This window comes from Asaia prunellae JCM 25354, assembly GCF_000613885.1.
Classification (GTDB): domain Bacteria; phylum Pseudomonadota; class Alphaproteobacteria; order Acetobacterales; family Acetobacteraceae; genus Asaia; species Asaia prunellae.
The window spans coordinates 30,276-54,691 of the sequence record NZ_BAJV01000012.1 but is presented as its reverse complement, the minus strand read 5'-3'; the positions used below and the strand labels follow the sequence as shown (position 1 = coordinate 54,691).

At 55.6% G+C, this 24,416-nt stretch carries 31 protein-coding genes, 1 tRNA gene and 1 pseudogene; 14 read left to right on the top strand and 19 right to left on the bottom strand.

Features of this window, described 5'->3' with window-relative positions; genetic code table 11:
• Nucleotides 1-492 precede the first annotated feature (492 nt).
• The 3 genes and pseudogenes from glnA to JCM25354_RS20745 all read left to right on the top strand — a co-directional run bounded on the left by glnA (nucleotide 493) and on the right by JCM25354_RS20745 (nucleotide 3,635).
• Nucleotides 493-1,871: pseudogene (gene glnA / locus JCM25354_RS18360) on the top strand (type I glutamate--ammonia ligase).
• Nucleotides 1,872-2,028: 157 nt separating this feature from the next.
• Nucleotides 2,029-2,103, top strand: a tRNA-Thr gene (locus JCM25354_RS11095).
• A 254-nt stretch (nucleotides 2,104-2,357) separates the two neighbouring features.
• A complete protein-coding gene (locus tag JCM25354_RS20745) occupies nucleotides 2,358-3,635 on the top strand; it encodes a DNA cytosine methyltransferase (RefSeq protein WP_084294743.1) in 1,278 nt (425 codons plus the stop codon).
• Here JCM25354_RS20745 and JCM25354_RS11090 read toward each other — a convergent pair.
• The 9 genes from JCM25354_RS11090 to JCM25354_RS11055 all read right to left on the bottom strand — a co-directional run bounded on the left by JCM25354_RS11090 (nucleotide 3,546) and on the right by JCM25354_RS11055 (nucleotide 9,342).
• The gene (locus tag JCM25354_RS11090; RefSeq protein WP_025886073.1) at nucleotides 3,546-4,487 is read right to left on the bottom strand and encodes a response regulator; all 942 of its coding nucleotides are present in this window, start codon (nucleotides 4,485-4,487) and stop codon (nucleotides 3,546-3,548) included. The two genes, JCM25354_RS20745 and JCM25354_RS11090, sit on opposite strands and share 90 nt — an antisense overlap.
• A complete protein-coding gene (locus JCM25354_RS23490; protein ID WP_369345769.1) occupies nucleotides 4,484-6,619 on the bottom strand; it encodes a sensor histidine kinase in 2,136 nt (711 codons plus the stop codon). The genes JCM25354_RS11090 and JCM25354_RS23490 overlap by 4 nt, the downstream gene beginning before the upstream one ends.
• 26 nt (nucleotides 6,620-6,645) lie before the next feature.
• A complete protein-coding gene (locus tag JCM25354_RS23485) occupies nucleotides 6,646-6,807 on the bottom strand; it encodes an ATP-binding protein (RefSeq protein ID WP_369345768.1) in 162 nt (53 codons plus the stop codon).
• Between the two features lie 156 nt (nucleotides 6,808-6,963).
• Nucleotides 6,964-7,149 (bottom strand): tyrosine-type recombinase/integrase, encoded by a 186-nt coding sequence (locus tag JCM25354_RS23770; protein WP_159103487.1) that lies wholly within the window; start codon nucleotides 7,147-7,149, stop codon nucleotides 6,964-6,966.
• Between the two features lie 84 nt (nucleotides 7,150-7,233).
• Nucleotides 7,234-7,632, bottom strand: coding sequence for a tyrosine-type recombinase/integrase (locus JCM25354_RS23765; RefSeq protein WP_159103486.1), 399 nt, complete (start codon nucleotides 7,630-7,632; stop codon nucleotides 7,234-7,236).
• 160 nt (nucleotides 7,633-7,792) lie between these two features.
• Nucleotides 7,793-8,131 (bottom strand): helix-turn-helix domain-containing protein, encoded by a 339-nt coding sequence (locus JCM25354_RS11070; protein ID WP_025886071.1) that lies wholly within the window; start codon nucleotides 8,129-8,131, stop codon nucleotides 7,793-7,795.
• Entirely contained in the window at nucleotides 8,128-8,307 is a 180-nt protein-coding gene (locus tag JCM25354_RS11065) for a hypothetical protein (protein WP_025886070.1), read from the bottom strand. Before JCM25354_RS11065 ends, JCM25354_RS11070 begins: the two co-directional genes overlap by 4 nt.
• Entirely contained in the window at nucleotides 8,304-8,582 is a 279-nt protein-coding gene (locus JCM25354_RS11060; protein WP_025886069.1) for a hypothetical protein, read from the bottom strand. The genes JCM25354_RS11065 and JCM25354_RS11060 overlap by 4 nt, the downstream gene beginning before the upstream one ends.
• Nucleotides 8,583-8,685: 103 nt before the next feature.
• Nucleotides 8,686-9,342, bottom strand: a complete 657-nt coding sequence (locus JCM25354_RS11055) for a S24 family peptidase (protein ID WP_084294741.1) — start codon at nucleotides 9,340-9,342, stop codon at nucleotides 8,686-8,688.
• Between the two features lie 106 nt (nucleotides 9,343-9,448).
• On the opposite strand from JCM25354_RS11055, the gene JCM25354_RS23480 reads away from it, so the two are divergent.
• Entirely contained in the window at nucleotides 9,449-9,652 is a 204-nt protein-coding gene (locus tag JCM25354_RS23480; RefSeq protein WP_148301489.1) for a Cro/CI family transcriptional regulator, read from the top strand.
• Nucleotides 9,649-10,176, top strand: a complete 528-nt coding sequence (locus JCM25354_RS11050) for a hypothetical protein (protein WP_084294739.1) — start codon at nucleotides 9,649-9,651, stop codon at nucleotides 10,174-10,176. Before JCM25354_RS23480 ends, JCM25354_RS11050 begins: the two co-directional genes overlap by 4 nt.
• 586 nt (nucleotides 10,177-10,762) lie before the next feature.
• On the opposite strand, the gene JCM25354_RS11035 is transcribed toward JCM25354_RS11050, so the two are convergent.
• On the bottom strand, nucleotides 10,763-11,059 hold the full coding sequence (locus JCM25354_RS11035) for a hypothetical protein (protein WP_025886065.1): 297 nt from the start codon (nucleotides 11,057-11,059) through the stop codon (nucleotides 10,763-10,765).
• Nucleotides 11,060-11,095: 36 nt separating this feature from the next.
• Here JCM25354_RS11035 and JCM25354_RS21705 point away from each other — a divergent pair, with 36 nt between their 5' ends.
• Nucleotides 11,096-11,239 carry a hypothetical protein gene (locus JCM25354_RS21705; RefSeq protein WP_199899951.1) on the top strand — a complete coding sequence of 48 codons (144 nt, stop codon included), beginning with the start codon at nucleotides 11,096-11,098 and terminating at the stop codon, nucleotides 11,237-11,239.
• On the opposite strand, the gene JCM25354_RS11025 is transcribed toward JCM25354_RS21705, so the two are convergent.
• The gene (locus JCM25354_RS11025) at nucleotides 11,236-11,496 is read right to left on the bottom strand and encodes a hypothetical protein (RefSeq protein WP_025886064.1); all 261 of its coding nucleotides are present in this window, start codon (nucleotides 11,494-11,496) and stop codon (nucleotides 11,236-11,238) included. The genes JCM25354_RS21705 and JCM25354_RS11025 overlap by 4 nt on opposite strands.
• On the bottom strand, nucleotides 11,496-11,648 hold the full coding sequence (locus JCM25354_RS21385) for a hypothetical protein (RefSeq protein ID WP_159103485.1): 153 nt from the start codon (nucleotides 11,646-11,648) through the stop codon (nucleotides 11,496-11,498). Before JCM25354_RS21385 ends, JCM25354_RS11025 begins: the two co-directional genes overlap by 1 nt.
• Before the next feature lie 174 nt (nucleotides 11,649-11,822).
• Between JCM25354_RS21385 and JCM25354_RS11015 the strand changes: the two genes are divergently transcribed.
• The 3 genes from JCM25354_RS11015 to JCM25354_RS11000 all read left to right on the top strand — a co-directional run bounded on the left by JCM25354_RS11015 (nucleotide 11,823) and on the right by JCM25354_RS11000 (nucleotide 13,049).
• The gene (locus JCM25354_RS11015; RefSeq protein ID WP_025886063.1) at nucleotides 11,823-12,086 is read left to right on the top strand and encodes a DksA/TraR family C4-type zinc finger protein; all 264 of its coding nucleotides are present in this window, start codon (nucleotides 11,823-11,825) and stop codon (nucleotides 12,084-12,086) included.
• Nucleotides 12,083-12,406 (top strand): hypothetical protein, encoded by a 324-nt coding sequence (locus JCM25354_RS11010; RefSeq protein WP_025886062.1) that lies wholly within the window; start codon nucleotides 12,083-12,085, stop codon nucleotides 12,404-12,406. The genes JCM25354_RS11015 and JCM25354_RS11010 overlap by 4 nt, the downstream gene beginning before the upstream one ends.
• A 220-nt stretch (nucleotides 12,407-12,626) precedes the next feature.
• Complete coding sequence (locus tag JCM25354_RS11000) at nucleotides 12,627-13,049, top strand: aspartyl protease family protein (protein ID WP_025886061.1); 423 nt, start codon at nucleotides 12,627-12,629, stop codon at nucleotides 13,047-13,049.
• Nucleotides 13,050-13,068: 19 nt separating this feature from the next.
• On the opposite strand, the gene JCM25354_RS18350 is transcribed toward JCM25354_RS11000, so the two are convergent.
• From JCM25354_RS18350 to JCM25354_RS10970, 6 genes are all read right to left on the bottom strand, one after another.
• The gene (locus JCM25354_RS18350) at nucleotides 13,069-13,680 is read right to left on the bottom strand and encodes an NAD(P)-dependent oxidoreductase (RefSeq protein WP_369345767.1); all 612 of its coding nucleotides are present in this window, start codon (nucleotides 13,678-13,680) and stop codon (nucleotides 13,069-13,071) included.
• Nucleotides 13,680-14,003 carry a Rossmann-fold NAD(P)-binding domain-containing protein gene (locus JCM25354_RS23475; protein WP_369345766.1) on the bottom strand — a complete coding sequence of 108 codons (324 nt, stop codon included), beginning with the start codon at nucleotides 14,001-14,003 and terminating at the stop codon, nucleotides 13,680-13,682. The genes JCM25354_RS18350 and JCM25354_RS23475 overlap by 1 nt, the downstream gene beginning before the upstream one ends.
• Nucleotides 14,004-14,129: 126 nt before the next feature.
• Nucleotides 14,130-14,945, bottom strand: coding sequence for a 2-keto-4-pentenoate hydratase (locus JCM25354_RS18345; protein WP_159103484.1), 816 nt, complete (start codon nucleotides 14,943-14,945; stop codon nucleotides 14,130-14,132).
• Nucleotides 14,946-15,371: 426 nt separating this feature from the next.
• Entirely contained in the window at nucleotides 15,372-15,851 is a 480-nt protein-coding gene (locus JCM25354_RS10980; protein ID WP_025886059.1) for a YaiI/YqxD family protein, read from the bottom strand.
• Between the two features lie 150 nt (nucleotides 15,852-16,001).
• Nucleotides 16,002-17,528, bottom strand: a complete 1,527-nt coding sequence (locus tag JCM25354_RS10975; RefSeq protein ID WP_025886058.1) for a DegQ family serine endoprotease — start codon at nucleotides 17,526-17,528, stop codon at nucleotides 16,002-16,004.
• A gap of 133 nt (nucleotides 17,529-17,661) precedes the next feature.
• The gene (locus JCM25354_RS10970; protein ID WP_025886057.1) at nucleotides 17,662-18,108 is read right to left on the bottom strand and encodes a nucleoside deaminase; all 447 of its coding nucleotides are present in this window, start codon (nucleotides 18,106-18,108) and stop codon (nucleotides 17,662-17,664) included.
• A 135-nt stretch (nucleotides 18,109-18,243) separates the two neighbouring features.
• Between JCM25354_RS10970 and JCM25354_RS10965 the strand changes: the two genes are divergently transcribed.
• From JCM25354_RS10965 to JCM25354_RS10945, 5 genes are all read left to right on the top strand, one after another.
• Nucleotides 18,244-18,984: a gamma-glutamyl-gamma-aminobutyrate hydrolase family protein gene (locus JCM25354_RS10965; RefSeq protein ID WP_025886056.1), complete on the top strand. Its 741-nt coding sequence runs from the start codon at nucleotides 18,244-18,246 to the stop codon at nucleotides 18,982-18,984.
• The gene (locus JCM25354_RS10960; protein ID WP_025886055.1) at nucleotides 18,981-19,787 is read left to right on the top strand and encodes a pseudouridine synthase; all 807 of its coding nucleotides are present in this window, start codon (nucleotides 18,981-18,983) and stop codon (nucleotides 19,785-19,787) included. The genes JCM25354_RS10965 and JCM25354_RS10960 overlap by 4 nt, the downstream gene beginning before the upstream one ends.
• On the top strand, nucleotides 19,787-20,341 hold the full coding sequence (gene rsmD, locus JCM25354_RS10955) for a 16S rRNA (guanine(966)-N(2))-methyltransferase RsmD (RefSeq protein WP_025886054.1): 555 nt from the start codon (nucleotides 19,787-19,789) through the stop codon (nucleotides 20,339-20,341). Before JCM25354_RS10960 ends, rsmD begins: the two co-directional genes overlap by 1 nt.
• Nucleotides 20,342-20,633: 292 nt before the next feature.
• On the top strand, nucleotides 20,634-23,330 hold the full coding sequence (locus JCM25354_RS10950; protein ID WP_025886053.1) for an FtsK/SpoIIIE family DNA translocase: 2,697 nt from the start codon (nucleotides 20,634-20,636) through the stop codon (nucleotides 23,328-23,330).
• Between the two features lie 16 nt (nucleotides 23,331-23,346).
• Nucleotides 23,347-24,003, top strand: coding sequence for an RluA family pseudouridine synthase (locus JCM25354_RS10945; RefSeq protein WP_025886052.1), 657 nt, complete (start codon nucleotides 23,347-23,349; stop codon nucleotides 24,001-24,003).
• Here JCM25354_RS10945 and JCM25354_RS21120 read toward each other — a convergent pair.
• Nucleotides 23,976-24,350, bottom strand: a complete 375-nt coding sequence (locus JCM25354_RS21120; RefSeq protein WP_148301488.1) for a hypothetical protein — start codon at nucleotides 24,348-24,350, stop codon at nucleotides 23,976-23,978. The two genes, JCM25354_RS10945 and JCM25354_RS21120, sit on opposite strands and share 28 nt — an antisense overlap.
• Nucleotides 24,351-24,416: the final 66 nt, after the last annotated feature.

The following is a 24,416-nucleotide window of genomic DNA, read 5'->3' as shown; positions in this document are numbered from 1 at the left end:
CGGCATAATACAGGCTGTAAAACGCCGTTTGCTCACAGCCAGCCAGAACCCTCCGCAATTTTCACCGGTCAGGAGCCAGGATCGGGACTCCGGATTCTGAATCTCCGCCCCATGCCTGCAAGCTTCACAGTCACGTGCTCTGCGAAAAAAAACTGCACCTGAGGAACCGGCCATGCCGATATGCGTTTTTCGTAGACCTGTCATGCATCATTTTGGTTTCAGAATATTTTCAGGGGCCTCAACAGGAGAGAAAGAAGGCCGTTTTTCCCTCGTTTGGCGCTGCAAAAAGCCTTTGGAATACTCGACAGTTCGCGAATCCTGTCCTAATCGTTTTGCAGCCGATCAGTGCGGCCCCTTGAGGCAGATACAGGTATTTGACAAATGGCGAAAAAAGCTCCAGCCGCGGCGTCCAAGGCTGCGTCTTTCACTTCAGCGGCCCATGCAAAGCCGGGTAAGCCCGACAGCGCCGCTGTAAAGCGCGTCTTCGAGCTGATGCAGGAACACTCGGTCGAACTGGTCGATCTGCGCTTCACCGACCCGAAGGGCAAGTGGCACCATACGACGCAGTGGCACACCACCATTGAAGAAGATACCTTCGTTGAAGGCTTCATGTTCGACGGCTCGTCGATCGCCGGCTGGAAAGCCATCAATGAATCCGACATGGTGCTTCTGCCCGACCCGACCACGGCCGTCATGGACCCGTTCTCGGCCAAGCCGCAGCTGATCCTGATCTGCGATATCGTCGAGCCCCGCACCGGCACCTACTATGCCCGTGACCCGCGCTCGACCGCCAAGCTGCCGAAGCCTATCTGAAGACGACAGGTCTGGGTGATACGGCCTTCTTTGGCCCCGAAGCCGAATTCTTCATCTTCGACAACGTCAAGTTTGGTACGGGCCCGAATTACGGCACCTACCAGCTCGACAGCATCGAAGGCCCTGACGCTTCGATGAAAGACTATCCGGAAGGCAATATGGGCCATCGTCCGGTGGTCAAGGGCGGCTACTTCCCGGTTGCTCCGGTCGACAGCGAAGGCGATCTGCGCGCCGAGATGCTCTCGACCATGGGTGAGATGGGCCTGCCGATCGAAAAGCATCACCATGAAGTGGCACAGTCGCAGCACGAGCTGGGCACCAAGTTCGCCACGCTGGTCCAGTCGGCCGACTTCATGCAGATCTACAAATACTGCGTGCACAACGTCGCCCATTCCTACGGCAAGACGGCCACATTCATGCCGAAGCCCATCGCCGGTGATAACGGCTCGGGCATGCACGTGCATCAGTCGATCTGGCGCGACGGCAAGCCGCTTTTTGCGGGCGACCAGTATGCAGGCCTGTCAGAAGACGCACTGTACTACATCGGCGGAATCATCAAGCACGCCAAGGCACTGAACGCCTTCACGAACCCGTCGACCAACTCCTACAAGCGTCTGATCCCGGGCTTCGAGGCGCCGGTTCTGCTTGCTTACTCGGCAGCCAATCGTTCGGCTTCGTGTCGTATCCCGTATTCGGTCGGCCCGAAAGCAAAGCGTATCGAAGTCCGTTTCCCGGATCCGACCGCCAACCCTTACCTTGCTTTCGCCGCCATGCTGATGGCCGGCCTCGACGGCATCCGTAACAAGATCCATCCGGGCGAAGCTATGGACAAGGATCTGTATGAGCTGCCCAAGGAAGAGCTGCTGCAGATCCCGACGGTCTGCGGTTCGCTCCGTGAGGCTCTTCAGGCCCTCGAAGCAGATTTCTCGTTCCTTCTGGAAGGTGATGTCTTCACCAAGGACCAGATCGACAGCTATATCGAGCTGAAGTGGAAAGAAGTCTACAAATTCGAACACACGCCGCACCCGGCCGAATTCGAAATGTACTACTCGGTCTGATCCGAGACAGAGCCCGGCTTTCGAGCCGGGCTTTTTTTATTGAGGAAGCCCGGAAAGGGCATCATATCCGGCCAAGACAAGGCGCTCGCAATTATCCTTGCCAAAAGACCTTGACGGATTTGCGTTTAACGACGAAAAGCAATCCGTTCCTGCGTTTGCCGGGTTAGCACAGTGGTAGTGCAGCGGTTTTGTAAACCGAAGGTCGGGGGTTCAAATCCCTCACCCGGCACCAGAAATCCTCATAAATCAAGCATTCTGGAAGAGGCCGCCGTGCGAACGAATCGAGCACAGCGCATGGCATGTCGGACAGAAAGCCGGATACGAATCTTAACGTGTTTTAAACTTTAGCTGGGCCGCGAATAGTCCTAGGCGGAACGAACTTTTTACCCTAACGAATCGAGAGATTGGCCTGAGTGCGAGCAGCAACATTCTGCAGATAGGTTGAAGGCCCTGGACATTCCGATAGGGACCCGAAATACTTCAAACATGACATTCACTTGCATTGATCTTTTCGCCGGCTGCGGCGGTTTGTCGCTCGGTCTGGGTAAGGCGGGATTTTCAACGCTGTTTAGCGTAGAAGCTCATCCAGATGCGTTTGCTACTTACAAGCATAACTTGCTTGATCGCCATGCGGGTCGACACGGCTGGCCGGCATGGCTGGAGCAGCGTGCCTGGCTTGCGGAAGAGTTGCTGGCGAAACACGACTCACAGTTGCAGGACTTGTGCGGAAAGGTAGACCTGATCGCAGGGGGGCCACCTTGCCAAGGTTTTAGCATGAACGGATTACGGCGGCCCGATGATCCGCGGAGTAAAATGGTCGATGTCTACCTTCAGTATGTTGCAATTTTACGCCCACGCTTAGTTCTTCTCGAAAATGTTGTCGGCTTTCGCTCGATGAAGCATCGAACTGGCGGCACCTACAGCGAGTACGTGGTTCGCGAGTTAGACCGTTTTGGCTATCAAGTGTGGACGGGTATTGTTAGGGCTGCTGATTGGGGCGTACCGCAGCGTCGACCTCGTTTTATTCTCGTGGCTGCGCCTAAAGCTGCTTTAGCAGGTATAGATCCTTTAGAAAGATTGCGTGTCGCCCGAAAAGCCTTCCTTTCCACGCGTGAGCTTGGTCCAGGCCCGACAGGAACCAGAGCAGCGCTATCCGATCTTGCGGAAACGAGCGATGATTTGATTCTAGATAGTGAGTGGGGCCATAAAGGGTTCAAAACACTGCGCCGAACCAGTGAGCCGCAACATCCCTATCAAAAGTTGATGAGGGACATAAATAACGGTCAGCCAAGTGATATGCGTCTACCACGACATAGCCCAGCCTCGATCGAGAGGATGCGAGATATATTGGAGAACTGTAAGCGTGGAGTGTGTCTTAGTATGGAAGATAGGGCTCGCTTAGGCATCAAGAAACGTTCTACTACCCCGCTCGATCCGAATTCTCCTGCTCCGACAATCAGTACGCTGCCTGATGACTTCGTGCATTATTCGAGACCAAGATCCATGACTGTGCGCGAACATGCGCGCTTACAGTCTTTCCCGGACTGGTTTGAATTCAAAGGGCCTTATACTTCGGGGGGGCATCGAAGAAAGAGCGCTTGCCCGCGTTTTACGCAAGTTGGAAACGCAGTTCCGCCCTTGCTCGCAGAAGCGTTAGGGGAAACACTCATCAGTCTACTTATCGCTCGAAGTGATCAATTTTCTTATGCTTTCGAAAGCCTCTTTGTAGACGGCGAAGTCGCGTCTAATCATTGGGAAGTCTGAAATTTTGATGCCACTATTACCGTCTAGTTTCCAGCCCTCAGCAGTGCGCATTTCTTTGGCATGACCAAGTGCATTACGCCTATTGAGAACGGCGACAACATAATTGCTGGTCTTTCTATTCAGATTTCTCAGCTCATCGATCTGTGCGGTAGAAAGTCGTATACTATTCGGATTACTTAAAATTTTCTTGGATAATCTCCTGAAATGCGCAAATAACTTTGCACTATCGACGGCAAACGTATCTAGGCGCGCTTGTACACTGTTCCCCATGGAGGCCTGATACCTTTTCTTGACCTCATCAATATGTTCAAAGACATCATTATCCATCTCGGTCAATATTGCCGCACAGCTGTCATCTGTCGCACTGAGATAGATGACAGCTTCTTTCATGATTGCGTCGCACTCAGCAACGACGCGCATTGCTAGACCGCGCATGCCAGACAGCCGATCCAGCGTTCGAGCAGTTTGTTCGATAAGTATTCCCGCGCGTTCGATGAAGCGATCACGAGTGCAGCAGTAGACGCCTTCCACCTTTTTTTCCGCAATTTTCAGTAGGAGAGTTTCTTTCTCAAAATTTCCAGAATAGAAAAGAATGGTTGTCGATGGGAATAAATCTCTAATTTTTGGGGCCAAATCATCGCCATTTACTCCTTTAAGGGCAAAATCCAAAAGAATTAAATCGTAGCAATGAAATAGGTTATTCTGTTTTGCAAGTGTTTCTATTTCTTCTCCATTAACAATGTTTTTTATTTCCGCTAGGAAACCGACTTCTTGAATGCATCGCTTAAGATTGGTTTCTTCTTCTGGGCTAAAAGAGTCTTCGATCCACAAGATGCCTAATTCAAGATTCATGATAACTCTCCTGAAATTGTAATCTCAAAATCGGCGCGGCTACCATCGCCAACAAGCTCAATGCTACCATCCATCAACTGAAGAATTTGTTTCGCACTGTAAAGACCTAGTCCTGTTCCATTCGCGGACTCGGTGTACCCGCGTTCGAATATTTTGGTAGGATCGACTCTATCAAGGTTTATACCACGACCATCATCTGTAACTTTGATTACAACCTTTCCTGTTCCTTTGCGAATAGCCTTGAAAGTAATCTCGTTAGCTTTAGCCTTGCGAGCGTTATCTTGCAGATTGTCAATGAGGACAGATATGTCTACCGGCGAAAAGTCTCGCTTTAGGGATATACCGGACGCGTCAAAAATAGCGCGAGGCATACCCGGAACCCCATCAAGGCGAAATTGGAAATACTCGCTAAGAAATCCCAACAAGTCACCATTAATAAGATCTGTCTTAAGATCAACGCGGATGTTAGGTGCGAAAGACAGGACGGCGCTCAGGCGATCACCAGAGAGTGTTGCGTTTGCGATCGATGAGGAAGCGCTTCTTGCAGATTGCCGCACAGAAGCGAGGATGTCTTCGAGATCGTCAAGATCCTCCAACATCTGCGGCATAACTGCTAATTCTAAAATTTCATTAAGCTTGTGTGCCGCGTTTCCCACTGCAGACCGTATATGTCCAGCATGAATGATCGCCTGATGCATGAGTAGTTGGGCGCGCTCTACATCAACCCTCTTGCTGCTACCGAGAAATGCAGCTTGCCGCTCTAAGCTTTCGATGCGAGCATCAGCCCGTGCCCGTTCGGCTATCGCCAGATTGGCAGCCATTTGAGCCTCTCGTCGCTGACTACGAAGCTCTTCGATCCGAGCACGAGCTTGCTCGATTTGGGCAAGAAGGTTCGCGTCTCCTCTACTCTCTGCCGCCGAAACTATCGATTTGAGCGTCTCATCTGTAATTCTATCTGGATCGTCAGAAACCCGAACAATATCCTCATCGTAATAGATGATCTCAATGTCCCGTGAACGAGCCAGATTACCAATTACCCTTAAGATGCGGTCACGCGATTCATCGGTCGCTAGCCCATCGGCTGTATCTCGGTTTTTGTCCAGAGCGTCGGCCCAGTTTACTCCTACGACATATCGTTCGAGCCGAAATACCATTTGTCGTCGGATTGCATCGAACAATGCGCGGCGATTTGCATCATCAACGAGGCCAGCATCGCGGCTCGATACCTCGCGAAATTTTCTGGGCGGAGCGACAACGTCAATACGGCCGAGAAGGTCGCGTGTACCGAGATAACGGCGTTGGCCTTGCTGCTTCCTTCGGTTAAGGCCAAGAGTGTCATCGAATTCTTCGCCTATTGGAAAAATTCGAAACCCATTTAAAAATAGAAATATACTCCCAAATGCGACAGATGTTACCCCCATACGTCTAGCAAAAGTTTTCTTTGCAGAGTTGTTCAGAAAGAAAACACTTCCTTGGACATGGATATTATGAAGCTCCTCATATGGGGACGGCTCCCGAATGGCGTAGATCTTACGCCCTCGATCGAAAAGAATAGTCTCTATGAGGTCATTTTCGATAACAACCTCAATCCGGCTCGTCTTGTCTCGTAGTAGATCTGATATTTCATTTCCAACAGGGCCATTAACACCGTCAATGGTGACGTCATCACTGACTAACCAGGTGGAAACTGTAACGCTTTTTGTCGTACCGAAAGGATCTATCAGCTTGGCAAGATCACGACGTAGTCGCTTGATCTTTTCGATATCCCAAGTCTCATGGGTATCGCTAATGATCAGTACAGTTCCACTGTCTTTTGGAGGACTTGCGTGGATAAGATCAGGAAACTTCGAGACTTGCCCTAAAGCTACACTGATTTGTTGGAATTCGTCTGTAGCATTTTTGTCGAAATCGGACCAGTCAATTTCCAGTTTAGAAACAATATTATCATTTACGGTTTTGCTATATAAATGTAAATTTTCACCTAAAGTGTCGCACGCAAATCGACCTATTCCCTTACTTCCGGCAAACTGACCTGCTGTTTTTATCCGATCTCGGTAATCATTGGGAATATGGATGGATTTTTCAGAATAGGCTACAAACAACCACTTTTCTTTGATGTCTTTGGACGACATACCCCTGCCGTCGTCGACGATCGCAATTATCCCTTTATCGGATGGAATTCGATATCAACGGACGTTGCTCTTGCGTCGAATGAGTTTTTTACCAGCTCGAAAATCGCCACGTACTCGTTTGTGACAAGGTCGCGCCCGATGATATCTTTCAGACGAGAACTAATCCGGAATGACTCAGAGCTTTGCATTTTCCCACGCTATCATATCGAAAAATCGTCACAAAACGTCTTTGACAGATGATACGTGATCGTTCTCCACGACAAGTCAAAACATTGACTATCAATGTCGTATGTCTACGGAGAACAAGGATATCTATGCTCGCGCTGTCCCTACCTCCCCTCACCTCACCGTATTCGGTGTGACAACCAGGCCACGTAGATCTCGGTCGTTTTGACCGAGCTTTGGCCGAGTTGTTGGGACACATCATAGATCGAGGCGCCTTGTTGCAGGGCGCGGATGGCGTAGGTGTGTCTCAGGTCGTGGCAGCGGAAGTGGCAGGCTTTATCCGGTATGGCGCTGGCCAGAAGCACGCGGAAGCGGCCTGGGACGTTGGTGTAGCACTGCCCTGACAGGTTGCGGAAGACGTAGCCGCTCGCGTTTTCCGGGCGGCTGCGTTACAGCTCTCTGGCCAGCCTGGGCGAGAGCCTGACCACGCGGGGCGATCTCGTCTTCGTTATGGCAAAGGTCACGGTGGGGCAGGGGGCTTTGAGGTCCAGCTGCTCCCAGGAGAGCGAGGCGGCTTCTTCCTGCCGGCAGCCGGTCCGGGCCAGAAAGCGGATCATGTCGCGCATGCCGGGTGGGGCGCGGCGCGTCAGGCGTGCAAGGTCGCACAAGACCACAGGCCGAATGGGTTCGCGACGCTCCTTGATCTCCTCCATCTCGTCCGGCACCGGGTTGGCGGTAATCCAGCCAGCACGACGCGCCACGCGCATGATGCGGCCCATCACCAGGTCGCGGCGTATGGTGGCGCCAGAAGTCCTGGTGCGCCGTCTGGCCGCCACAAACTCATGCACATTGCGGGAGGCAATCAGGCTGATATCCCGCCCCGCGAAACAGGGATGAAGCTGCCGCAGGCTCGTTCGATATCGCGTCTGTGTGCTGGGGCGCAGATCAGCAAATTACAGCTCCTCCCACCGCACCACGCGTTTTCCCAGCTCCTGATCTCAGGAAGCTTTATGCCGACGCGCTGGTCCTCCGCCTTTTCGAGCAGCTCTTTGAGGCGCTGCCGGGCTGTACGCCGATCAGTCGTGCGTAGCGATCGGTGGATGTCGCGCCCCCTGATCTGGATCCGAGCGTAATAGGTGCCGTTTGCGGCCTGGTAGAGATTGCTGGACACGACGGCCTGCTGGCCTCCTGATCGAGATAGTCGTCAATCGCTGACGTCGTTATGCGCCAGACGGAACCGACTTTGGCGACGCGCAGGGCGCCTGTGGCGCAAAGCTTCTGAATGAGGCGCGGCGACACGCGCAGCTCGGTTGCCACCTCTGCCGCCGTCTTGCGGGTAGGGGTCATTTCCGGTCTTCCTCGTGGCTACTATTTCTCAGAGCATTGAGCGTTCGAAACTGCGTTTTCAGATCGCGGCAGCGCAGCCAGATACGGGCAGAACTCAGGATCTGATGCAGAAGAAACAGGATCAGGCATGCCATGATCGAATTTCGCGCGATCGCGCTCCAGAGCATTCTGATCATGACCGTCCCAGACGCCCGTGTCGGGCCAGTAGGGCAAGGACGGGATTGGTGTTGGGGGCTTCAGAAATGACGCTGCGCCCTTGGGCGGCGCGTTCCACCTGCTCGGCCTCGTGGCGTTTGTTGGCTGCGGCGTTCTGCCACAAGCGCACGGCCTCGCTGCGTCCGGCAAAGGACGCCTGTTCGGCAAGGCTATCCATATACGCTGCCATGGCACGCATGGACTTCATGGTGTCACGCAAAAGCAGCGCCGGGCGGATTGTCTCTGAGCTTGCCATCTAGCTTCCTCATCGGTGGTGATGAGAAGGATGTAAGCGCCGATTGCTTACATATTAATGAAAACAGTAAGTGAACGATGGATAAATGTAAGAGAAACTTGCTCTACAACCTGCGAGAGAACCACACTACCCGTCCGAGAATCTGGCATCGCTCCGCCTGTACGTCATAGGAAGGGAAGCGGTCGTTCTCAGATTTGATACGTAGTGTAGGCGCGTCCAGGCCACGCACCATTTCAACCCATTTGCAGACGACGCCGTCACCATCGAAAACGACGAAAATTCCCTCCATGGCTACGTTCTTCTTGCGCATATCAACAAGAACGGTGTCACCGCTCCGAAGAAGCGGTTCCATAGACTGACCTTCAATTTCCACCACGCATAAATCTTCAGGCCGCGCGCGAAGGTCTCGTGTCACGAATCCTTCTTCGAACAACTGGGGGTAGCCAAGCAGCCCATCTTCTATCAGTCCGCCGCCTCCAGCACCCGCACTGGCATTGAGCGATCGGACTGGCACGTAGCCAGGAACAGACGACTTAGTAAGAGGGGGAAGATCAGCGGCGACCTGATGGCCACCCTCCAAGGCTGCGACACGCGATTGCAGATAAGCAATCACATCCTGCACCCGGTCAGGAGATGGCAGAGACGAGCCTGCTTTCCATTGGCTTACAGCTTGGCTTGTTACGCCAAACCGCTTGGCTAGTTCTTTGTTCTTCACGCCAGAACGGCGGATTGCGTCAGAAAGGGAGTCGATTGGAGCCATCCTCTCTTTTTATATATGACCCCACTTACAATCCACGTAAGTTATCCTTGCGATTATTGTAAGAGACTCTTACATTTCTTACACGAACGAAGAAGCACTCGAGCAGGTGATAGCCAAGGCAGGGGGTACATCCGCCTTAGCTAAGAAATTGGGCGTCACCTCCCAAGCTGTTAGCCAGTGGAAAAGCGTCCCTGCGCGCCACGCAGCTATCGTCGCAGATATGTTGGATTGTCCGGTGCGAGCATTGCTGTCTGCCCGCCGTACTCCCAACGAAGGCTCGGCCATGAGCACGCCAAGCGAGCTCGTATGAAAATCCGTCATGCCCTGCACGCTATCGGGCGTGTGCTGCGCCGTCAGCCGGAGGAAGTCCGGGCTTTGTGTGCCCTATTGCCCGCTCCTCCGGTTCTATCTCCCGACGTGCGTTATCCCTTTGCACTACCGGATCGTAACGGCTGGATGGCTATCCCTCGCGTCTCTCATCTCGTCCGTACAGAGGCGAACGGATCTCCAGTCAATACAGGCTGGGCGTACTGCAAATGGCGGCATTTCATGGCGCATGTGCTTGTCGCCGGGTGGCCGCAATTCAGCAAGGCGCTGAGCATCCGGAAGTCTGGCGTTGCTGTTACTGGGTGCGAGACAGTGCCTCTCGAATGCCCCTCTGAGGGCAGCAGTAAGGCCGGAAATGACGCCCTGCTCGCCTTTGTCGCGGCGCTCGACAAATACACCGACGAGCTTGATGTTCCGGCCATGATCGCCAGGGCGCACGAGCATTCGTGGATGGATAGCGTGGAGTTCAAGTGTCCGGATCAACCCCGGAATGGCGAGACGCCATGATGCTTTGCAATGTTTCATACCAAAGCCTGCTTGAGCGGAGAGAGATGTCGCCAAATGCATGCATTGTTTCTTCCGAACCCAAGCGTTGGGCGATTTCTTCAAGCGTGTCGTCGGGTGCATTTCTCATCAGAGGAATGATGACTTCACGCAGCACAGCGATCTACCCGTCGAAAATTCTGGCCACGCCCGGCTGACGGATCGAAATGGCTCTTCGTCTATCTGCTGGTCAATCGTATCGGGATGAACAGCAAGCACGCGTCCAACGCTGATGACGCTCAAAAACCGAAATCGCGTTTTGCGCGAGAGCGCAGTAAGCAGAACAATGGTGGACAAGCCGACTAGGTGTGCTCAGCCCAAACGAGACATACTCGGAATCATAGGTTTTTATACGCGTCAATCAGGCGCCTCGCATTGGGCTAGGATTTTTGCTTCAGCATCATACCGGATAAAAAGCCGGATAGGGTATGCCCCATATAGGTTAGAAAACCGCAGTTTTCCGCTATAAAAAGGGGATATTCTAACGGTTTTGTAAACCGAAGGTCGGGGGTTCAGATCCCTCACCCGGCACCAGAATTTCCTGAAAAGATTACCTGCTCTCAGCAGGACGCTCTGCGCGTCTGGCACCGAATGCCATACCAGCGACCATGGCCGCATAGACCAGTCCCATTTCCTTTCTGGAAAACACCAGTTCCCAACCAGGGGTAAAACGCCTGGGGGTGACCTTGTAATCGACAAGAGCAGCAACCGGGCCAAGGGCAAGCGTCACGAGAACGGCTCTGGGCTTTCCGGGATTTTTGCCCAGTGCCAGTTCGTACAGAACGGCCCAGAACAGAAGAGCCGCGTAGTTTGTCGCAAGCCCCGTAACGCTGTGTCTGAGATCCACAGTGTCTCTTTCAGCTGCTTCAGAACCAGCCAGCCAATGGGCCGTACAATTGATCCCCTGGACCGCACGCAATCCGCGCCAGCGAGCAAGAGCAAGAAGCGCGACCGTACAGGTCAGGGTACCGAACAGGCAGATGAGGCAATCCGTGTACGCATGAAGCAGATCCTTGAACAGCGTTAATAAAGGATAAGACAGATGGCACCGCCGATGAGGCCCATCACCCAGAAGATCGACACCATAATACGGTGACGTATGGCGCGCAGTGCCAGCAATCTCATCAGCGGATCGAGAAATCTCTCCCTCGCATCACTGCCCTCCGTATCAGGGTCCAGTCGCTTTTCCAGGCGGTCCTCTCCCCTGACCTGGACCGCCGCACACCAATCCTGGCGCAGCTTTTCGAGTTCGATGCGACGATAGAACGGTTTGCCACGCAGCATCAGCCGTGTCGGACCACAGCGAAAGAAACGCAGAGCCTGAAGAGAGCGGGGGCCAGACCAAGATAGGCAGCAGCCTGAACCGGGCTGAGCAGTTGCTGGACAGGCAGATGTCTGATTCTGGTGCTCCCTGTGTCTTCATCCGACTGCATCATACACCCTGCCTCCCTTTCGCGTGAACGAAAGCAAGGCTCAAGGGTTCAGCCTGCGATCGTATTGCGGCTGAAAATCCCTCTACTCCCGGACCTGATTAGTGATGTGCAGGACTTTTATCCCTCATTTTACATCACATATCTGAAGAGTGTCACCGAGAACGGGAGGATGTGCTTATGGCAACCGGCTGGGCTCCTGATGGGGCCGTTCAGGATCAGATAGACGACACGATTGCTGATGCCGTAAATCGCGCGCGTCACGCCATGCCAAAGGGTGAAAGCGCAGAAGAATGCATTGAATGTGATGAGTCTATTCCTGATGCCCGTCGCAAGGCCGTACCGGGAGTGAAGCTCTGTATCAGCTGTCAGAATATGCGTGACAAGCAGCCGGTCTTTACCGGCATCAATCGTCGCGGCAGCAAGGACAGCCAGTTGAGATGAGCAGAACGCGGCGGATAGGCACTTTTATCGCTGCTTTCGTCGCTCTTGGCCTGCCCCAAGCACAGGCACAGGATACATCTGATTGTATTGATGGTGCTGTAACCCTGCCGCTTCTGGGAGGAAGAGGCGACTCTCCCATTCTGCCAGCAACACTGGATGGGAAAGAAATTGCCCTATATTTCTCCAGTGCTTTTGATGCTCTTTATGTTGGAGATATGGAAGGGTTCGAGACAGAAGATACACACAAGACACTGACCATCACGACAAACCGCGCCCATACGCGAACCCGTCCCGTCATCAGGCGGGACATCTCAGATTAGGCAGCCTCGATCTGCAGACGCCGGATATGATCCGACTGGATGACTATCCGATACAGCATATCGGTTCACGACCCCTGATTGGCACCATAGGCAGCACTTTCTTCGACCGCCTGACCCTTCTGCTCGATATGCCTCATGGCGTCTTTGCGCTCATCCATTTTCGACAGGACCGGTCTGTTCCAGAGCCCCTTCCGATTTTATTGGCGCCGGTGCACAGGTAATGTCGCTATCTGGCAATGATTCCATCACGGCAAAAATCGAGGGCAGGGATCGCGAGATGACACTCGATTCGGATGTGCCTGTCACCACACTCCCTGCGCGATGGCTGTCCGGATCAGAACGTAACGATACCAACCCGACTATTGCCCTTTACGGCGCGCTGCGTACACGGCTTTTCCGGACAACGGTCTCATCCTTCAGGATTGGCGACATCACCCTTGATGGTATGTCTGCCTATGCCCAGCAGGATCTTGGCGTCGGATTGCTTGGTGTCGATTTCTTTCAGTCTCATATGGTTCTGTTCGATTACCCGAACCGCAAAGTCTATCTGCTCTCCGCCCGGTCCCAGATAGCAAGAGTCGGGACGGGGCTGCATTTCGATCGTATTCGTGAAGGGCAGACCCATGTAAGCGAAAGGCCCTGACCCTTCTCTACGAAATGATTCAGATGACCGGGGTCAGCAGGGGTTTGCCCTGGAAAAAGGCCGCAAGATTGTCAAATACCAGACGACCCATTGCATGACGGGTTTCAAATGTCGCAGAGGCACGATGGGGCTGCAGTACGACATTGTCGAGACTGTAGAATGCCTCGGGCACATGAGGCTCTTCAGCAAAGACATCAAGCCCCGCCCCGCGTATCGTATGGCCTTGCAAAGCCGCGATCAACGCCGCTTCATCCACAACCGACCCACGGGCAACATTGATCAGGAAGCCTTCTGCCCCCAGTGCCTCAAGAATACTCTGATCGACCATATGATAGGAACGTGCACCGCCCGAAACGCAAAGCACCAGCACATCCGCCCATTCGGCCAGAACGCGCAAATCGGGATAGAAGGGATATTCCGGCGTATCAGTCTGCTGACGCGAGCTGAAATACGCTACAGCCATATCAAAGGCCAAAGCCCGTTTGGCCACCGCCTTGCCAATAGCGCCAAATCCGGCAATGCCGAGCTTCTTGCCTTTGATGGTCCAGGAATTCGCCACCGGCTCATGGCTCCATTTTCCGGCGCGCACGAAGCGATCATTGCATGAAATACCCCGTACAACATCCAGCATCAGCCGATGGCCATATCGGCGACATCCTCAGTGAGCACGCCCTGAGCTGTGGCAAGACGGATATTCCGGCGCCGGCATTCATCCAGATCGATCTTGTCGATTCCCACCCCGTTGACGGAAATGATTTTCAGGTTGGGCAATCTGTCCATAATCGGTCGTGGCAGGCCGCTTCCCCCTCCTGTGGTCACCCCTTCAATCCGTTCAGCCAGAGTTCCCAGCGTTTCAACAGAAGTAAACTGGTGCAGGCGAAAAGGCGTGCCGAGCTGCTCGTTGAAGCTCTCTGGCATGGGGTCGATCATGAGAATATCGGTCTTGCTGGCCATAACACGTCCATCTTGCGGGTTGTTACCGGGTTTTCGACCCTAGAAAGAACATGGTCGAGACGCTCATCACCTTGGCGTTACGTCGCATGGTAACGCGCCTCATCACCACCGCAAACAATGTTATTTTCAGAGCCGGAAAGGCGCTCCCAGGCGGGTTTCCACAGGGAACAATCCCTCAAATGACACACAGATTTCGGCAGGATCATCCAGAAACAACGTCCCCATGGTCGATCCCGTGGTCACGACATCACCCGCGCGTAGCGGGCGACCGCGCTCTACTGCGTGATTGGCCAGCCAGGTAAGGAGGCGCAGCGGATCGCCGGCCTTGTTACCCCCCTGCTGGTCATAGCTCTTTTCACCATTGACCAGCATGGTCATGGGCAAGGTAGTCGGGGTGAAATCGCGCCAGGACGTCACACCGCGCCCGATAATCAGCGCACCATGGCTCCCCTGATCGGCCAGATGAGACAGATTATGCTGAGAGTCCGGCGTTACGAAACGCGTGTCGAGCAGCTCGATTGCGCCATGAATGGCCCCGATTGCTGTGGCTACTTCTTCAGTTGTCCAGGGTTCAGCCCGTGCCGGAAGGTCACTCCCGAATGAATAGGCGATTTCGGCCTCGACACCATGAAACCGGCAGAAAGACGGTGAAAGCTCATGCCCGCTTTCGAAAACGGTCGCCCGATGCAAAGGTGCGCAGGACGGCGTTGCTGTAGGTGTCGCCGCGCCGACCTTCCAGCCGATGATTTCCCCCTTACCGGACTCGCTCAGCACGCGGGCAACGACGTCCTGCACAGCATAGGCTGCTTTCGGATTGATCGGGACAATCGTCTCGGGAACGACGCGAAGCGGTTTGTTGCTGCGCCGGGCTTCCAGAAACATTGAGGCAAGAAGGACATCGGGAGCAGTCTCGGCTGCTGTCTCAAGCGTGGTCGTGGACATGGGAGCATTCATGAAATCGGTCGTTTCCGTATAATGAGGCGTCAACGAAATATCTCGATCAGGCAGATCTGCACTCCATTCAGCGGACAAAAGCGGAATCGCCCCGATCAGTCAAAAAAACATGACACGGCAGTAAGAATTTGGCCATCTTTCCTTTGTGTTTCATAACTCACCGCAAGAGAGCTCTGGCTCTGCGAAGGCCGACATACCAAGGCCAAGAGCACGAAAGAACTGCAGATCAAAGTTTTGCGACAGGATGCGCGTCGCAGCATGGGTAAGAATCAAGCAGATCACCGCGCCACCCATCCAGAGAGATTTTTTCGTCTGTATTGATATGAAAACAAGATAATATTTTTACATCAATACTTGTATATCAATAATACTGTGATATATTTTCTCTGCATATGTGTGCCATATAAGATATTCCTACTCCTGTGGCAGGACCATGGAACGGGGGCGGGGCTTGCGAGCCTTGTTGACCAAGGTATCGAGCGCGGAAAGAAACCGGGAGCGATCGGCCTTGCCAAAAGCCGCACCACCCGGCGTCATCATGCCTGCCGAACGCAGATCGGTCATAAGGTTACGCATGGCCAGCGCCATGCCGATGGCATCGCCATCGAGAATGCGCCCCTTGGGGTCCAGCACATGCACACCTTTCCCGACACATCGGGCGGCAAGCGGAATATCCGCAGTGATCACAATGTCATTCTCAGCCGCATGTTCGGCTATCCAATCATCGGCCACATCAGGCCCGGCCTCGACAACCACACGCTCGATAAGAGAGGAATCAGGCAAGGCGATCATGCGATTGGACACCACAAAACTGTGCAGTCCATAACGCCCGGCCACGCGATAAACCTCATCCTTGACCGGACAGGCATCAGAATCAATGAAGATACGGGTCATGGCCGCATTGTGCCGCAGCGGGGACGGAGCCGCAAATTCCGCATGTGATCTTCCCTATATCACAGCACATGCAGGCCTGAAAAAGGGCGGGGTCCAAAGACCCCACCCTTCAAACTCAATCGGATCAGAAAGCCTCGTGAGAGCTAGCTCTCAATTACTGTCATCGCTTCCATCGTCATCCGCGTCACTTCCGCTCGGCGCAATAGCAATAAAGATCTGCTGTCCGTCGCGCAGCACGCGCAACAGAATCGGCTGCTTGTTCTTGAGCACACCACGCACAGCAGTCAGAACCGCACGAGGATTATCGACCGCTGTATTACCCACAGCCTGAATGATGTCGCCGGGACGCACACCAGCCTGCTCGGCAGGAGAGCCTGCGGCGATCTGATTGACCACAGCACCCTTGACACTGTCATCAACGCCGAGCTGCTGGCGCATGTCACGAGACAGGGGAGCCAGAGAAATACCGATCTTGCCGCTACCGGATTGCGTGCTGTCATCTCCAGAGGCCGTATCCTGGCCTTCACCATCCTTGGGCATATTGCCGATCTTGGCTTGAATGGTCTGGGTCTTGCCGTCGCGCAGGATGCTCAGCGTGGCATCGCTGCCTGGCTTCATTGAGACAGTATGGACCACCAGATCATGCACACTCTTGATCTTGGCACCATTGAGCGCGATCACCACGTCACCACTCTTCAGGCCAGCCTTGTCAGCAGGGCCACCCGGTGTGACCTGGGCCACCAATGCGCCCTCAGGTGGTGCACCCGGCTCGCTTGGCTTGAGATTCAATGCCTGAGCCAGAGTCGGAGAAATGCGCTGCATCAGCACACCCAGATAGCCTCGCGTGACATGACCTGAGGTACGAAGCTGGTCCACCACACTTCTGACCGTGTTGGACGGAATGGCAAAACCGATGCCGATCGACCCACCTGAAGGCGAAATGATAGCGGCATTCATACCGATCACCTTGCCATTCTGGCTGAAGAGCGGGCCACCCGAATTACCGTGATTGATCGGCGCATCAATCTGGATGAAATCGTCATACGGGCCTGCATTCAGATCGCGCCCACGTGCCGAAACGATACCGGCCGTGACCGTACCGCCAAGACCAAAGGGGTTACCAACAGCCACCACCCATTCACCGGGCTGCACATTGTCGGAGTCGCCCAGCTCGATGAAAGGCAGCTTGCCGTTCGGCTTGATCTTGAGCAGAGCCACATCGGTCTTTGGATCACGTCCCACGATCTTTGCGGGAAGGGTCGTGCCATCATCGAGCGTGACGGTCACCTTGGTTGCGCCATTCACCACATGGTTGTTGGTGACGATGTAGCCATCATTGGAAATGATGAAACCCGAACCACGTGCCTCAACGGTGCGTCGTGGCTGCTGCTGCTGCGGGGCCATCTGGAACGGGAAAGGAAACGGGAACGGCATGCCCTGCGGCATCTGTTGCCCGCCACCTTCTTCCTGCTCGGCAACATCCGCGCGGATACGTGAGGTGATGGAAACGACAGCAGGTTTCACCTGCTTCACCAGATTGACGAAATTCGGCAGGGTCTGAAGCTGGGTCTGGGGCGTGATCAGCCCTTCTGCCCATGCGGGGGAGGAGATACCGGCGCCTATGGACAGCGCAGTGGCCGCGACCAGAGCCAGTGAACGGAATTTCCGTGAAGGCATCGAACGTACAGGCATGGCGTCAGTCATGATCTTTCCAGCTTTGGCACCCGTATGGTGCGTGTGGTTAGTCAAACTTATGAAGCTGCTTCCGGTTCGTCCAGAATAGACAGGTGTAAAAACGTGGTAATCCGTTTCAGAAATCACGCGTTTCCCGCAATGTTATGAAAAACTTCTTCAGCAAGAGGGCATTTTCCTGCTCCTGAACGCCTCCGATGACTTCCGGACGATGCAGACATCCATGCTGCTCAAAAATACGTGGCCCATGATCAACCCCGCCGCCTTTCGGGTCATAGGCGCCGTAAATTACCCGTCCCAGGCGAAAATGTACCATGGCTGAAGCACACATCGGGCATGGTTCGAGCGTGACCACCAATGTGCAATCAGCCAGCGAACGTGTACCCAGTACGGCTGTGGCAGCACGCATGGCCAGAATCTCAGCATGGGCGCTGGGGTCCCGGCGCTGTTCAACCTCATTGCCTGCCCGGGCAATCACGCCCCCTTCCGGTCCGAGCACGACCGCCCCTACAGGCACCTCACCGCGTTCAGCCGCCTCACGGGCAGCTTCCAGCGCTGCGGTCATACCCACGCCTCTTTCTGAAGATTCATTCTTGTGGGTAACGGACTTGCCCCGTCGGGAACTGTCAGACACAGGATCTCCAGCCCGGCTGATACGGGCGCTTTCTGTTTGCCTCAAAACCCTGTTTACATGGTCGGCATGACACGCGCACCTCTCATCGGCCTTACGCTTGATATCGAGCCGGGCGGCCCACGGGCCTTTTCGCGCTTCCCCTACCATGCGCTACGCCAGAACTATTTCAGCGCCCTTGCTACCGCTGGCGCCCTGCCCGTCGGTCTGCCCCACGAGCCTGCTCTGGCCGCTCCGCTGATAGAGCGTCTTGACGGTCTGGTCGTAACAGGCGGAGCCTTTGACCCGGATCCGGCTCTCTACGGTGAGGCCCTTCACCCCCGCACCACACTCAAGCCCGGCCGTACTGATGCCGAGCTTGCCTTTCTGGCCGCCGCCCGAGACCGTGGCCTTCCTGTTCTTGGTATTTGCGGCGGTATGCAGCTCATGGCCATTGCCTGGGGCGGAGCCTTGTTCCAGCATCTGCCTGAACACGCCCCTGGCCCGATTGCCCACGAACAGCCCAACCCGCGTGACGAGGCCGGTCATGACGTGACGATCCTGCCCGGCACACTGCTTTCACGCTGCACCTGCGCGACGAAAATGCGCGTCAATTCGTCGCATCATCAGGGGGTGCGCGACGCAGGCAGCCTGATAATAAGCGCCCGCGCACCCGATGGATTGATCGAGGCCATCGAAACCGATGACGGAATTTTTCGTCTGGGGGTGCAGTGGCACCCGGAATTCGCTATCGATCCGGGCGATGCGCGTCTATTGGCTGGATTCATCGACGCGGCCCGACACGCGACACCACAGGACAGACGAACATGACCGAAGAGAACAAGGGCGAACGCATCGCCAAATGGATGGCCCGCGCTGGCGTAGGCAGCCGACGCGACATCGAACGCATGATCGAGGCCGGGCGCATCCGCATGAACGGATCTTCGGTCGAGCATCCCGCCACTTTCGTGCAGGATGGCGATATCATCCAGCTCGATGGCAAGGTAATCGGCAACAAGGAACACACACGCGTCTGGCGCTATCACAAGCCTGACGGGCTGATGACCACCCATCGCGACCCCCAGGGGCGACCCACCGTATTCGATTCCCTGCCCGAGGGCATGCCACGCGTCGTGAGCGTCGGGCGTCTGGATATCAATTCCGAGGGGTTGCTGCTTCTTACCAATGACGGCGAACTGGCCCGCCGTCTCGAATTGCCGTCAAATGCCTGGATCCGCCGCTACCGCGTGCGCGTGTTCGGCGTGGTGGACGAGCGCAAACTGGCCGCCCTTGCCCATGGATCGGAGTTCGACGGCGTGCGCTACGGCCCCATAGAGGCCGGTCTGGATTCCCAGAAAGGTGATAATGCCTGGCTGACCGTCAGTCTTCAGGAAGGCAAGAATCGCGAAATCCGTCGTGTCATGATGGGGCTCAACCTGCATGTCAGCCGTCTGATCCGCGTCTCATATGGCCCGTTCCAGCTTGGTACCCTGCAGAAACGGGAGATCGAAGAGGTTCAGGGCAAGATCCTGCGCGAGCAGGTGCCCGGTCTCGCCGCCGCTCCGCGTCGCGTCCGCCGCATCGTGAAAGACAAGACTGCCGACATTGTCAGCCCGGAAGCCGAAGAAGAATAATGCGTATCGTCGGCGGTGAACGCAAAGGCGTCGCCCTTCAGTCGCCCCGGGGCGAAACCACCCGCCCCACCTCCGATCGAGCCCGTCAGGCCGTGTTCGACATGCTTGCCCACGCCCCCTGGGCCGGCATGGACTTTCTGCGCGGGGCCCATGTGCTCGACGCCTTTGCCGGCACAGGCGCGCTTGGCCTCGAAGCCCTCTCGCGTGGTGCGGCCTCTGCCATCTTCATGGAACAGGATCGCAGCGCCCGCGCCGTGATCTCGGCCAATATCCGTGCCTGCCGCTTCGACGATCGCGATCTTTCGGTGCTGACATGCGACGTAACGCGCGCGCCACGTGCGTCACGCGCCTGCACGCTCGTCTTTCTCGACCCGCCTTATGGCAAGGATCTGGTACCCGCCGCCCTCAAGGCTCTGACCCGCTCTGGCTGGATCGCACCTGACGCGATCATCGTGGCCGAAACCGCCGTAAAAGACGAACTTGCCATCGAACTGCCTCTGTTGACAGAACGTCGCTTCGGCGTGGCACAAGTCAGGATCTGGCAAGCCTCGTGACACTGGCAGAGCGCACCGATCAAAGTCTCTCAGTGCCGGATCCTGACCCGCAAAGGCCGCAAGTCTCTTCGATCCCCGCTTCTGTCCGCCATATCTCTCTGGGTCTATCATCCTCTTGAGGCAGATCAGCTCCATGCAGACCGCACAATTGGCGGAATTTGGTCCTTTTTTACTCTCGTCTCACCGTGTTGTTCCGCTATAGTTCTGCCGCACGACAGGTATAGTTTCAGACGATGCTCGACGCCCCATGCGCGGGGTGCAACGTATTGCGCAAGCACAGGAAGATGTGAATTTGGCTTTGCTCAGCCGCTGGTTCTCTCCCGCAAACGCCTCGCCCAGACTACGCAGCCAGTTTCATGACCGGCTGACAGAACTTGGCGGGTTTATTCTTCTCGCCCTCGCCCTCGCTCTTGCTGTGGCGTTGTGGAGCTACAATCCCCAGGACCCGTCTTTCGATACCGCCACCACAGCTGTGCCGACCAATCTGCTCGGCCAGCCCGGTGCAACCCTGGCTGACGGACTGGTGCAGTGGCTGGGTCTGGCCAGTGCCATGCCGATTATCGTCATGCTGTGTTGGGCGTGGCAGATCGTGCGCCACCATACGCTCAGTGTGCCAATCCTGCGCTTTATCGCTTTTCTGTGTCTGCTTCCTGTCTCTGCGGCACTGATTGCCACATTGCAGGTTCTGATGCCTGTTCTGACCACAAGCTGGCCTTCACGGGCCGGACTTGGCGGACAGCTCGGACTTGTTCTGGCTGATCATCTGGTCTCGACGGGACGTGCCACGCTCGGCAGCGCGGGCGGTGTCCTCTTTTCGTTTCTTGGCCTGCTGCTTACCATTCTGCTCATTCCACTTGCATTTGGTCTGCGGCGCAGCGAATGGCGCGCGCTCTTTCGGGGAGCCCGCTCGATCGGAAGAAGCTCGGAGCATCTGGCACGTCGCATGGGCAATCGCGCCCGCCAGACAACGCCCCCCGACTGGAGCAGTTACGAGCCGGTCGAGGCGAATGCCTATCGCCATGAGCATCCTTACCCGTCGCCCAGACAGACCGGTGACACCGCTCGACAGCCCTTTATCCCGGCAAATACCGGATGGCTTCAGCCACCGGAAAAAACCGAAGAAATGCTTCCGGTGCTCCAGCACTCGCAGACCCAGCCAGCCTCCACGCAGAGCGCACAACCCGGAAAGAATGCAGCTCCAGCAGCCGAATCATCTGCCCCGGCTAACCCCTATGCCATGCAGCTGGCACAAATTGCCCGCGATCAGGAAAGCGCACCGCGACCGGCTGCCGTAACGCGTTACGCTGAAATCGAGGATGCACCGCCTTATCAGGACGAGCCAGCGCCTGCCCCGCAAGCGCAGGAAGAACCCAAACGTGGATTTTTCGGCTTCGGTCGTACCCGGTCGGAACGCCCGCATCAGGAACAATCCATTCCCGCAGCCCGTCAGGGATGGGAAAGTACAGGCTGGCAGCCGCCATCGCTCGGACTGCTTCGCAAGGCGCCCGCCCATGGAGGCAACGGTCCTTCCAATGAGGTGTTGCAAGCCAATGCGCGTCTGCTGGAACAGGTGCTCTCAGATTATGGCGTCCAGGGACAGATCGGTGATATCCACGCCGGGCCCGTCGTCACACTCTACGAGCTGGAACCGGCACCGGGTATCCGCTCGGCACGCGTCATCGGTCTGGCTGATGATATTGCGCGCTCGCTTTCTGTACTGAGCGTGCGTATCGCCACTGTACCCGGCCGCAACGTGATCGGCATTGAAGTGCCAAACGCGTCACGTGAAACGGTCTATTTCTCGGAATTGCTTGATACTCCCGAGTTTCATGAACCGGGGGCGCAGCTTCGTCTTGCGTTAGGCAAGGATATCGCAGGCAATCCGGTCTATGCCGATTTAGCCAAGATGCCGCATCTGCTGATCGCAGGTACCACGGGCTCCGGTAAATCGGTAGGCGTGAACGCCATGATCCTGTCGCTGCTCTACCGGCTGACACCGGAAGAGTGCCGTCTGATCATGATCGATCCGAAAATTCTCGAACTTTCGATCTATGATGGTATTCCTCACCTGCTGACGCCGGTGGTCACCGAGCCGAACAAGGCCGTTGCCGCGCTCAAATGGACCGTACGCGAGATGGACAAGCGCTACCGCTCCATGGCGCATCTGCAGGTCCGCAACATCACCGGCTATAACCAGCGCGTACGTCAGGTACGCTCCACGGGCGAACTCGTCACACGGCGCGTACAGACGGGCTTCGACCCGGAAACAGGCCAGCCTGTTTTTGACGAGCAACAGCTTGCGCTCGAAACCATGCCTCATATTGTCGTTGTCATCGACGAAATGGCTGATCTGATGATGGTGGCTGGCAAGGAAATCGAAGCCGCCGTGCAGCGCCTGGCGCAAAAGGCCCGTGCGGCAGGTATCCATGTTATCATGGCAACACAGCGCCCTTCCGTGGATGTGATCACCGGCACCATCAAGGCCAATTTTCCGACGCGTATCTCCTTTCAGGTCATCAGCAAATTCGACAGCCGCACCATCCTTGGCGAACAGGGTGCCGAACAGCTCCTCGGCCAGGGTGACATGCTCTACATGCAAGGCGCGGCGCGCATTACCCGTGTGCACGGCCCCTTCGTGACCGACAGCGAAGTCGAGGATGTGGTGGCCGATCTGCGCAGCAAGGGCGAGCCGGTCTATAATGACGAGGTGATCTCCAATCTCGAAGATGAAGCGGCAAGCGCTTCTTCCGGTGGTAATGGTGTGGGTGGCGGCAATTTCGACGCAGAGACGAGTCTGTTTGATCAGGCGGTCGATCTCGTGACCCGTGAAGGCAAGGCCTCGACCTCGTTCATCCAGCGCCATCTCTCCATTGGATATAACCGCGCTGCCAAGATTATCGAGCAGATGGAAAAGGAAGGGATTGTGAGTTCGGCCAATCATGTCGGCAAACGAGAGGTTCTTGCCCGTCGTCAGCGCGACGAGGATTGATCCTTCCCCTCCCCCGATGAATCATTTTCCCTATCCGATCCTGTATCAGAGCCCGCGTCTTGTCGTGATCGACAAGCCTGCGGGATTGCCTGTTCATCCTGGCCCGAAGACGACGCATTCGGTCGAAGCGCTCTTTCCCCTCCTGTCGCGCCGGAAGGATGGTCCCTGGCTGGTTCATCGCCTTGATACCGATACGTCGGGATGCCTCATGATTGCGCTGCGCAAGCAGGCCCTCGTTGAAGCGCAGAAGCTTTTTTCTGCAGGACAGGCTCGCAAAACCTATTGGGCAGTAGTTGAGAATGCGCCTCGTGGCGATGACGGCGTGATCAATACCCCCTTGCGAAAAGTAACGACAAAAGAAGGCTGGCACATGACGGCCGATCCCTCAGGGCAGTCCGCCCGCACCGGCTGGCGTGTTCTGTCGCGCCGTGCGAACCGGGCTTTGCTGGAACTGACATTGTTCACCGGGCGCACCCACCAGGCTCGTGTGCATTGCGCCATTCTGGGATGCCCTATCATCGGTGACGAGCGCTATGGAGGCAAAACCGGAGCGTTGCACCTCATGAGCCGATCACTTGAGCTAACGCTCTCGACCGAGCAGGTTTCGGCTCATGCGCTTCCGTCAGAAACCCTGCGTCGTACCTGTCATGAATTCGGTTTGGTTCTGCCGTAAAACAGAAACCAGAACCGGAATATCCAGGTCTCGGCTGGACGCTGGCGGATAAAGTCAGCTTCCTCACGCAAAAAGACCAATCGCGTCATGAAGCTGTCTTCGAGTACATCTTGCAAACGCGACAGGAACTGACGCTCTTCCGGCTCGATCAGGGTCTGACAATCGGGTTCCTGCAGACGGGAAACAAGGGCCGCAAGTAACGTCATGAATGCTCTCGGACCACGACGCAAAGCGCGTATTCCCCTGATAGCAAGAGAACGTTCAACACCGACAGCATTGCGTCGGTGCTGACGATAGAAACTCACACAACGATCATCAAAAACGACCTGCCCTCCTGCCCCCAGCACCAGAATATAACTCCACCAATCGTGCAGTACCCCTTGTGGCGGCAGAACCGGACGGATCAGAGCTGC

Coding starts and splice junctions, on each gene's coding strand:
- JCM25354_RS20745 (WP_084294743.1), top strand. CDS start 2,358: ATGACATTCACTTGCATTGATCTTTTCGCCGGCTGCGGCGGTTTGTCG.
- JCM25354_RS11090 (WP_025886073.1), bottom strand. CDS start 4,487: ATGAATCTTGAATTAGGCATCTTGTGGATCGAAGACTCTTTTAGCCCA.
- JCM25354_RS23490 (WP_369345769.1), bottom strand. CDS start 6,619: ATGTCGTCCAAAGACATCAAAGAAAAGTGGTTGTTTGTAGCCTATTCT.
- JCM25354_RS23485 (WP_369345768.1), bottom strand. CDS start 6,807: ATGCAAAGCTCTGAGTCATTCCGGATTAGTTCTCGTCTGAAAGATATC.
- JCM25354_RS11070 (WP_025886071.1), bottom strand. CDS start 8,131: ATGACCCCTACCCGCAAGACGGCGGCAGAGGTGGCAACCGAGCTGCGC.
- JCM25354_RS11065 (WP_025886070.1), bottom strand. CDS start 8,307: ATGATCAGAATGCTCTGGAGCGCGATCGCGCGAAATTCGATCATGGCA.
- JCM25354_RS11060 (WP_025886069.1), bottom strand. CDS start 8,582: ATGGCAAGCTCAGAGACAATCCGCCCGGCGCTGCTTTTGCGTGACACC.
- JCM25354_RS11055 (WP_084294741.1), bottom strand. CDS start 9,342: ATGGCTCCAATCGACTCCCTTTCTGACGCAATCCGCCGTTCTGGCGTG.
- JCM25354_RS11050 (WP_084294739.1), top strand. CDS start 9,649: ATGAAAATCCGTCATGCCCTGCACGCTATCGGGCGTGTGCTGCGCCGT.
- JCM25354_RS21705 (WP_199899951.1), top strand. CDS start 11,096: ATGGGCCGTACAATTGATCCCCTGGACCGCACGCAATCCGCGCCAGCG.
- JCM25354_RS11025 (WP_025886064.1), bottom strand. CDS start 11,496: ATGCTGCGTGGCAAACCGTTCTATCGTCGCATCGAACTCGAAAAGCTG.
- JCM25354_RS21385 (WP_159103485.1), bottom strand. CDS start 11,648: ATGATGCAGTCGGATGAAGACACAGGGAGCACCAGAATCAGACATCTG.
- JCM25354_RS11015 (WP_025886063.1), top strand. CDS start 11,823: ATGGCAACCGGCTGGGCTCCTGATGGGGCCGTTCAGGATCAGATAGAC.
- JCM25354_RS11010 (WP_025886062.1), top strand. CDS start 12,083: ATGAGCAGAACGCGGCGGATAGGCACTTTTATCGCTGCTTTCGTCGCT.
- JCM25354_RS11000 (WP_025886061.1), top strand. CDS start 12,627: ATGTCGCTATCTGGCAATGATTCCATCACGGCAAAAATCGAGGGCAGG.
- JCM25354_RS18350 (WP_369345767.1), bottom strand. CDS start 13,680: ATGCTGGATGTTGTACGGGGTATTTCATGCAATGATCGCTTCGTGCGC.
- JCM25354_RS23475 (WP_369345766.1), bottom strand. CDS start 14,003: ATGGCCAGCAAGACCGATATTCTCATGATCGACCCCATGCCAGAGAGC.
- JCM25354_RS18345 (WP_159103484.1), bottom strand. CDS start 14,945: ATGTCCACGACCACGCTTGAGACAGCAGCCGAGACTGCTCCCGATGTC.
- JCM25354_RS10980 (WP_025886059.1), bottom strand. CDS start 15,851: ATGACCCGTATCTTCATTGATTCTGATGCCTGTCCGGTCAAGGATGAG.
- JCM25354_RS10975 (WP_025886058.1), bottom strand. CDS start 17,528: ATGCCTTCACGGAAATTCCGTTCACTGGCTCTGGTCGCGGCCACTGCG.
- JCM25354_RS10970 (WP_025886057.1), bottom strand. CDS start 18,108: ATGACCGCAGCGCTGGAAGCTGCCCGTGAGGCGGCTGAACGCGGTGAG.
- JCM25354_RS10965 (WP_025886056.1), top strand. CDS start 18,244: ATGACACGCGCACCTCTCATCGGCCTTACGCTTGATATCGAGCCGGGC.
- JCM25354_RS10960 (WP_025886055.1), top strand. CDS start 18,981: ATGACCGAAGAGAACAAGGGCGAACGCATCGCCAAATGGATGGCCCGC.
- rsmD (WP_025886054.1), top strand. CDS start 19,787: ATGCGTATCGTCGGCGGTGAACGCAAAGGCGTCGCCCTTCAGTCGCCC.
- JCM25354_RS10945 (WP_025886052.1), top strand. CDS start 23,347: ATGAATCATTTTCCCTATCCGATCCTGTATCAGAGCCCGCGTCTTGTC.